3 protein-coding genes are annotated in these 3,675 nt (G+C 74.4%); 1 reads left to right on the top strand and 2 read right to left on the bottom strand.

The window, feature by feature from the left end; all coding sequences use genetic code 11:
• A partial coding sequence (locus AC2VNT_RS09520) for a diacylglycerol kinase family protein (RefSeq protein WP_486946620.1) occupies nucleotides 1-487 on the bottom strand: 487 nt, incomplete at its 3' end.
• Complete coding sequence (locus AC2VNT_RS09515) at nucleotides 484-2,064, bottom strand: FAD-binding oxidoreductase (RefSeq protein WP_486946622.1); 1,581 nt, start codon at nucleotides 2,062-2,064, stop codon at nucleotides 484-486. The genes AC2VNT_RS09515 and AC2VNT_RS09520, both read right to left, overlap by 4 nt.
• 59 nt (nucleotides 2,065-2,123) lie before the next feature.
• Here AC2VNT_RS09515 and AC2VNT_RS09510 point away from each other — a divergent pair, with 59 nt between their 5' ends.
• Entirely contained in the window at nucleotides 2,124-3,653 is a 1,530-nt protein-coding gene (locus tag AC2VNT_RS09510) for a glycerol-3-phosphate dehydrogenase/oxidase (RefSeq protein WP_486946621.1), read from the top strand.
• Nucleotides 3,654-3,675: the final 22 nt, after the last annotated feature.

Here is a 3,675-nt window from a genome sequence, read left to right as displayed (position 1 = left end):
GCGGCCAGCGCATCCGGTTGGCCCGGTCGCTGACCAGCGAGTCGAAGCCGGTCGCCGCGACGGTGCCGAACCAGCTAGCTCCGTCGTCACGGCCGATCCGGCCCAGGTCCACCGTCTCGGCCCAGCCGTCGGCGATCACGTCCGCCGCGGCATCCGGATCCCCGGTGGGGATGCCGTATTCGCGGGCGTGGTCGTTGCCGGTGCCGGCCGGGATGACCCCCAGCGGAATGTCGGTCTGCGCCAGCCCTTGCAGGGCGACCGAGATCATCCCGTCGCCGCCGGCCACGACCAGCGCGTCGGCGCCCCGGGCCACCGTCTCGTCGACGAGGCGGCGGGCGTCGTCGACGTCGGCGCCGACGATGGCGGAGACCTGCACCCCGCGTCGCCGCAACCGGGCGACCGCCCGCTCGGCCACCCCGGGGGCGTTGCCGTGCCCGGAAGCGGGATTGGTCAGCAGGGTGACTGCGGAGATCTCCCGCTGTCTCACGGGATCAGCTTGCCGGGGTTGAGGATGCCGGCCGGATCCAGGGTCGCCTTCACCGCCCGCAGCACCGCCACCCCCAGCTCACCCACCTCCCGGCCCATCCAGGGCCGGTGGTCGGCGCCGACGGCGTGGTGGTGGGTGATGGTGCCGCCGGTGGCCATGATCGCTTCGGAGGCGGCCGCCTTGGCGGCGCGCCACTGGTCGATCGGGTTGCCGCGCTGGCCGGCGACCACGGTGAAATACAGCGAGGCGCCGGTGGGATATACGTGCGAGACGTGGCAGAGCACCAGCGCCGGGGTGCCCGACTCGGCCAGGCTGCTCACCAACGCGTCGGTGACCGCGGCCTTCAGCGCGGCGACATTGGACCAGTCGGTGGCGGTCTCCAACGTCTCGCAGAGCGCGCCGGCGGCCAGCAGCGAGTCGCGCAGGTAGGGCGCGGCGAACCGGCCCCGCTCCCAGGCTTCGGCGGCCGCCGCACCGAGCGAGACGCCGCCGTGTGCGGCCAGCACGGCGGCGGTCTCGGCGTGCCGAGCCTGGGTGTGCGCGGCGCTGCCCTCGAACACGGTGACCGCTAGGCAGCCGCCGGTGATCTGCCGCCCGCCGATCGCCTCGGTGGTGGCCAGGTTCACCCCGGTCTCGGCCTCGTCGGAGAGCCGGACGACGGTCGGGCCGGTGCCGGTCTGCACGACCGCACGCAGCGCCGCGGCGCCGGCCGGGAAATCCGGAAACGACCACGCCTCGTAGCGGGTGGTCTCCGGCACCGGGTGCACCCGCAGCCGCACCCGGGTGATCACCCCGAAGACACCCTCCGAGCCGATCAGCAGCTCCCGCAGGTCCGGCCCGGCCGCCGAGGCCGGTGCCCGGCCCAGGTCCAGCACGCCCGCCGGGGTGACCACCCGCAGGCCGCGGACCATGTCGTCGAAGCGGCCGTAGCCGGCCGAGTCCTGGCCGGAGGAGCGGGTGGCGGCGAAGCCGCCGATGGTGGCGAACTCGAAGCTCTGCGGGAAGTGGCCCAGCGAGAAGCCGCGCGCACCGAGGAGGCGTTCGGCGTTCGGGCCGGTGACGCCCGCCTCCAGGTCGGCGTGCCCGGACACCTCGTCGAGGGCCACCAGTCGGTCCAGCCGCCGCAGGTCCAGCGTCAGCACCGCGGCGAAGTCCGCGCGGGTCGGGTCGAGGCCGCCGACCACGCTGGTGCCGCCGCCGAACGGGACGATCGCGATGCGCTGCCGGGAGCAGTAGTCCAGGATCGCCGCGATCTCATCCTCGCCACCCGGCAGCAGCACCGCGTCGGGCGCGTCCTGCGCCCCGGAGTCGGCGCGCCGCAGCAGATCCAGGGTGGACTTGCCGCCGGCGTGCAGCAGCCGGTCGTGGTGGCCGGTGCGGCAGTGATCGGCGCCGACGATGCCGGCCAGTGCCTGCCGGTCGGCATCGCTCAGCGCGCTCGGGCGCAGTCGCACCTGGTCGGGATCCAGCTCCGGGGTGGCCGAACCGTCAACTCCGAGCGCCTGTTTGAGCAGTGACCGGACGCCGTCGGAGAGCGGCTTGGCCGCGCCCGGGTCGCCCCAGGCGTTCCACTTCATCGGCGGTAGCAGTTCATCGGGGATGGTCACGGGTTACAGTATAGGTCCTGATGCCCGAGATGTCCGGTTCCGCCGCGCTGACCGCGGACCGTCGGCGCACCGAGCTGGCCGGGCTGGCCGACGGCGAGCCGCTGGACCTGCTGGTGATCGGCGGCGGAATCACCGGCGCCGGCGTCGCACTGGACGCCGCGGCCCGCGGCCTTTCGGTGGCGCTGGTAGAGCGGCGCGACCTGGCGTTCGGCACCAGCCGGTGGAGCTCCAAGCTGGTGCACGGCGGACTGCGCTATCTGGCCACCGGCAACGTCGGCATCGCCCGGCGCAGCGCCGTCGAACGGGGCATCCTGATGACCCGCACCGCGCCGCACCTGGTGCACGCGATGCCGCAGCTGGTCCCGTTGCTGGGGTCGATGCGCCGCCGGCAGCGGATGCTGGTTCGGGGCGGCTTCCTCGCCGGCGACGCGCTGCGCCGGCTGGCCGGCACCCCGTCGGCGGTGCTGCCCGGGTCGCGGCGGGTGCCGCCGGAGCGGGTGATCGACCTGGTGCCGGCGGTGCGCCGCGACGGTCTGGACGGCGGGCTGCTGGCCTACGACGGCCAGCTGGTCGACGACGCCCGACTGGTCACCGCGGTGGCCCGCACCGCGGCCCAGTACGGTGCCCGGGTGCTCAGCTATCTGGCGGCGTCGCAGGTCACCGGCGCCTCGGCGCGACTCACCGATCAGCTCGGTGGCGAGGCCTTCGACGTCGCGGCGCGCGCCGTCGTCAACGCAACCGGGGTGTGGGCCGCCGAGATCGACCCGTCGTTGCGGCTGCGGCCCAGCCGGGGAACCCACCTGGTCCTCGACGCGGCCGACCTCGGACACCCGACCGCCGCGCTGACCGTACCGATCCCCGGTGCGCTCAACCGCTTCGTCTTCGCGATGCCCGAGCAGCTGGGCCGGGTCTACCTGGGGCTGACCGACGAGGACGCGCCCGGGCCGATTCCCGATGTACCGCAACCGACCGCGGCGGAGGTCTCCTTCCTGTTGGAGACGGTGAACACGGCGTTGGGGATCACCCTGGGCGCCGATGACGTGATCGGCGCCTACGCCGGGCTGCGCCCGCTGGTGGACGCCGGCGGCGACCGGACCGCCGACATCTCCCGCAACCATGCGGTGCTCGAGTCGGACTCCGGGGTGATCAGCGTGATCGGCGGCAAGCTGACCGAGTACCGCTACATGGCCCAGGACGTGCTCGACCGGGCGGTGCGGCTGCGCGGCCTGGACGCCGCGCCGTGCCGGACCCGGAACCTGCCGCTGGTCGGGGCGCCGGCCAACCCTGGATCGGCGGTACCGCCGATGGCCGGGCTGCCGGAATCGCTGGTGGCCCGCTTCGGCGCCGAGTCCGCCAACGTGATCGCCGCCGCGACGTGCGAGCGGCCCGGCGAACCGGTCGCCGACGGCATCGACGTGCTGCGCGCCGAGTTCGAGTACGCGGTCAGCCACGAAGGCGCGCTGACCGTCGACGACATCGTCGACCGCCGGACCCGGATCGGGCTGGTCGCGTCCGACCGGGACCGGGTGGTCGACGTGGCGGGGGAGGTCCTCGGCTGACGGCGCGAGCTCACCCGCGCCC

The sequence above is a fragment of the Mycobacterium sp. TH-M15 genome (assembly GCF_057473705.1).
The sequence above is the reverse complement of the archived record's forward strand: the minus strand, read 5'-3'. Positions and strand labels throughout refer to the sequence as shown.

Coding starts and splice junctions, on each gene's coding strand:
- AC2VNT_RS09510 (WP_486946621.1), top strand. CDS start 2,124: ATGTCCGGTTCCGCCGCGCTGACCGCGGACCGTCGGCGCACCGAGCTG.
- AC2VNT_RS09515 (WP_486946622.1), bottom strand. CDS start 2,064: ATGAAGTGGAACGCCTGGGGCGACCCGGGCGCGGCCAAGCCGCTCTCC.